General features: G+C 71.7%; 4 protein-coding genes and 1 pseudogene. 4 read left to right on the top strand and 1 reads right to left on the bottom strand.

All coding sequences use genetic code 11. The features are described 5' to 3' along the window. Window positions 1-106 precede the first annotated feature (106 nt). Window positions 107-442 (bottom strand): STAS domain-containing protein, encoded by a 336-nt coding sequence (locus tag AB0J68_RS28450; RefSeq protein ID WP_272614785.1) that lies wholly within the window; start codon window positions 440-442, stop codon window positions 107-109. 165 nt (window positions 443-607) lie between these two features. Between AB0J68_RS28450 and hemL the strand changes: the two genes are divergently transcribed. From hemL to AB0J68_RS28430, 4 genes and pseudogenes are all read left to right on the top strand, one after another. Then, window positions 608-1,948, top strand: coding sequence for a glutamate-1-semialdehyde 2,1-aminomutase (gene hemL / locus AB0J68_RS28445; protein ID WP_354853764.1), 1,341 nt, complete (start codon window positions 608-610; stop codon window positions 1,946-1,948). A 3-nt stretch (window positions 1,949-1,951) separates the two neighbouring features. Continuing rightward, window positions 1,952-2,599 carry a histidine phosphatase family protein gene (locus AB0J68_RS28440; RefSeq protein WP_355064747.1) on the top strand — a complete coding sequence of 216 codons (648 nt, stop codon included), beginning with the start codon at window positions 1,952-1,954 and terminating at the stop codon, window positions 2,597-2,599. After that, a complete protein-coding gene (locus AB0J68_RS28435) occupies window positions 2,599-3,168 on the top strand; it encodes a TlpA disulfide reductase family protein (protein ID WP_354853769.1) in 570 nt (189 codons plus the stop codon). Before AB0J68_RS28440 ends, AB0J68_RS28435 begins: the two co-directional genes overlap by 1 nt. After that, window positions 3,168-3,968, top strand: a pseudogene (locus AB0J68_RS28430) (cytochrome c biogenesis protein CcdA); the annotation flags it as partial. The gene AB0J68_RS28435 and the pseudogene AB0J68_RS28430, both read left to right, overlap by 1 nt. Window positions 3,969-4,065 lie beyond the last annotated feature (97 nt).

Genomic DNA, 4,065 nt, shown 5'->3' with positions numbered 1-4,065 from the left:
CCGCGTTGATCATGAAGTTATTGCCGACAAATGGGACGGAGATTGGCAATAACTTCATGATCAACGCTGGAGGCAGCCGGGACCCAGGCCGGGGGTGGGGTGGGGGTCAGCCGGTGGGTTGGTCGTTGCGGATCATCAGGGCGCTGCGCAGGCCGGTGATGTCCAGGACGCGAATCAGGAACTCGCCGACGTGGGTGAGCATCAGCAGGCTCTGCGCGTGACTGGCCTTGCGGCTGAGCACCACGAGCGTGCCCAGGCCCTGCGAGTCGCAGAAGGTGACGCCGCCGAGGTCGAGCACGATCCGCGGGGGCGGGTCGGCCAGCACCTCGTTGACGACGGTGCTGAGCTGGGCGGCCGTGAGCATGTCGATCTCACCGGCCAGGCGCAGCACTGCTTCGTCGCCCGTCCGGTGTAGCGTGATGGACAGTTCGGCACGATCCACCCGGTCAGCCTAGCGCGATCCAGCCGACCCGGCCTGTTGAGGCCGAGAGCCGCTGACCCGGCCCGTGTCGGGGCTGGTGACGGGTGCCGGCAGCGGGTGAGCCTGGTAACCCCCGCCCGGGGTGGCTGCTGGTTGACCGTCCGTCGCTGACACAATGGCGGCATCGTGACCGACATCGTTTCCGCCGGATCTGGCCGTTACCCGGCCGACGCGCCGGCTTCCGAGGCCCTGTTCGACCGCGCCCGCGCCATCGTGCCGGGCGGGGTGAACTCCCCCGTGCGCGCCTTCCAGGCGGTCGGCGGCACCCCGCGTTTCATGGTCCGTGGCGAGGGCCCGTGGCTGTACGACGCCGACGGTCGCCGCTACGTCGACCTGGTCTGCTCCTGGGGTCCGCTGATCCTCGGGCACGCCCACCCGGAGGTGGTGGAGGCCGTGCAGGCCGCCGCCGCCCGGGGCACCAGCTTCGGCACGCCCACCCCGGGTGAGGTGGAGTTGGCCGCCGAGATCGTCGACCGGACGCCGGTGGAGCAGGTACGCCTGGTCAACTCCGGCACCGAGGCCACCATGTCGGCGATCCGGCTGGCTCGCGGCTTCACCGGCCGTTCCAAGATCGTCAAGTTCGCCGGTTGCTACCACGGCCATGTCGACGCGCTGCTCGCCTCCGCCGGCTCCGGCGTGGCGACGCTCGGCCTGCCCGACTCGCCCGGCGTCACCGGCGCGGCGGCCAGCGAGACGATCGTCCTGCCGTACAACGACATCCGGGCCGTCGAGGAGGCGTTCGCCGCCGAGGGCCCGCACATCGCCGCGGTGATCACCGAGGCCGCCGCCGGCAACATGGGCGTGGTGGCCCCCCGCGACGGCTTCAATCAGCAGCTCGCCCGGATCGCGCACGCACACGGGGCGCTGCTCGTGGTCGACGAGGTGATGACCGGGTTCCGGGTCTCCCGCGCCGGGTGGCACGGCCTCGACGCCTCCGACGCCGACCTGTGGACGTACGGCAAGGTCATGGGTGGTGGGCTGCCCGCGGCGGCCTTCGGCGGGCGCGCGGACATCATGGCGCGTCTCGCGCCGGCCGGCCCGGTCTACCAGGCCGGCACGCTCTCCGGTAACCCGCTGGCCTGCGCCGCAGGCCTGGCCACGCTGCGGCTGGCCGACGACGCGCTGTATCGCAAGCTCGACGACACGGCCGCCGTCGTGGGCAAGCTCGCGTCCGACGCGCTGGCCGCCGCCGGGGTCCCGCACCGTTTGTCGTACGCGGGCAGCATGTTCTCGATCTTCTTCACCGATGCCGATGTCGTCGACTACGACAGTGCCCGCACCCAGCAGGTGCCGGCGTTCAAGGCGTTCTTCCACGCGATGCTCGCCGCCGGCGTCTACCTGCCGCCGAGCGCGTTCGAGTCGTGGTTCGTGTCGGCGGCGCTCGACGACGCCGCTCTGGAGCACATCGCCGCAGCGCTGCCGACGGCGGCGAACGCGGCGGCGGCGGCTGGTCACGGGGGGTCGTAAACGGTGAGCAAGACGGTGGTCCACGTGCTCCGGCACGGTGAGGTGCACAATCCCGACCAGATCCTGTACGGGCGGCTGCCCGGTTTCCGCCTGTCCGAGCTGGGCGTGCAGATGGCCAAGGCGGCCGCGCAGGGGCTGGCCGATCGGGAGGTCGTGCACGTGGTGGCCAGTCCGCTGGAGCGCGCCCAGCAGACCGCCGAGCCGATCGCCGCCCAGTTCGGGCTGCCGGTCGGGGTGGACGAGCGGCTGATCGAGAGCGCCAACTGGTTCGAGGGCAAGAAGGTCTCCCCGGGTGACGGGTCGTTCCGCGACCCGCGCAACTGGTGGGTGCTACGCGACCCGGTGACGCCGTCCTGGGGTGAGGCGTACCGGGTGATCGCCGAGCGGATGTTCGCCGCCGTGCACGCCGCCCGCGTTGCCGCCGAGGGCCGCGAGGCGGTGCTGGTGTCCCACCAGCTCCCGATCTGGACGCTGCGCCGCTACGTCGAGCGCAAGCGGCTCTGGCACGACCCGCGCAAGCGGCAGTGCGGGCTGGCGAGCCTCACCTCGTTCCACTTCGACGGCGCGAAGGTGGTGGGCATCGGCTACAGCGAGCCGGCCGCGCACCTCATCGCCCTCTCCGCGACAGCCCGGACGGCCAAGGGGGCCTGATGACCGCCCGGAGGTGGACCGCCGGTCTGCTCGCCGCCGTCACCACGGTGGCGCTGGTCGGCTGCACGTCGTCGAAGGGGCAGGAGAAGACCTGCTCGACCACCTCCGACGGCATCATCGAGTGCGCACCGGACCAGCGTTCGGCCCCTCCGAAGCTCGCCGGTGAGCTGCTCACCGGCGGCACCTACGACGTGAGTGCGGCCCGCGGGCAGGTCGTGGTGGTCAACTTCTGGGGCTCCTGGTGCGCGCCGTGCCGCGCCGAGGCCGACGACCTGGAAGCCACCTACCAGGCCACCAAGGGCTCCGGGGTGGGCTTCCTCGGCATCAACGTGCAGGACCAGCGGGACAAGGCCAAGGCGTTCGAGGAGGGCCGGGTCACCTATCCGAGCCTGTTCGACCCGTCCAGCCGTCTGGCGCTCGACCTGGACATCCCGCCGAACACAGTCCCGGCGACCGTGGTGCTCGACCGGGAGGGCAGGGTCGCGGTGGTGATCCGCGCCGCCGTCAAGCAGGAGGGCCTGCAACCGATCGTCGAGCGGGTCGCGGCCGAGAAGCCGGCGCCGAACTGATGGGTGAGACCTTCAAGGAGTTGGCCCAGAGCGGGCCGCTGGTGCTCGCCATCGGCGCGGCGGCGCTCGCCGGCCTGGTCAGCTTCCTCTCCCCGTGCGTGCTCCCGCTGGTCCCCGGCTACCTGTCGTACGTCACCGGTCTGGCCGGCGCAGACCTGGAGGGCCGCCGCCCGGCGACGGCCCCCGCGCCCGCCGAGACCACCGGCGGGGGTGTCGCGGTCCGGGAGCGGACGGCACCGTCGGCGGCGGTCAAGGGGCGGGTGCTCGCCGGCACCCTGCTCTTCATCGCCGGCTTCACTGTCGTCTTCGTCGCCACCGCGATCCTGTTCGCCGGCATCGGTCGGGTCTTCTTCGACTACAAGCGCGAACTGCAGATCGGCATCGGCGCGCTGATCATCGTGCTCGGCCTGGGCTACCTCGGCATGATTCCCGCCCTGCAACGTGAGTTCCGGATCTCCCGGCTGCCGTCGGCCGGCCTGCTCGGCGCACCCGTGTTCGGCGCGGTCTTCGCGCTCAGTTGGGTGCCGTGCACCGGTCCGACCCTCGGCGCGGTGATGGGCATGGCCGCCAGCAGCGGTCAGAGCGACCGCGCCGTGGTGCTCGCCGTGGCGTACTGCCTCGGGTTGGGGATACCGTTCGTCGTCTTCGGGCTGGGCTTCCAGCGCCTGCTCGGGGTCTTCCGCGCCATCCGGCGCAACAGCCGCTGGGTCACCCGGGTCGGCGGCGCCCTGCTCATCCTGATCGGCCTGGCGCTGGTCACCGGCGGATGGCAGAGCTTCGTGATCTGGTTGCAGACCACCGTCGGGGTGGGGATGACCCGGGTCGGCGTCAGCTCGATGGCCTCCTTGTCGCCGAGATCGAGGTCCGCGTCGAACAGCCGCAGGCCGGTGCCGAGCA

It is taken from the genome of Micromonospora sp. NPDC049580 (assembly GCF_040675595.1).
In the GTDB taxonomy this organism is placed as follows: domain Bacteria; phylum Actinomycetota; class Actinomycetes; order Mycobacteriales; family Micromonosporaceae; genus Micromonospora.
Note: the sequence above shows the minus strand (reverse complement) of the source record. Positions and strands in the feature narration are given on the sequence as shown.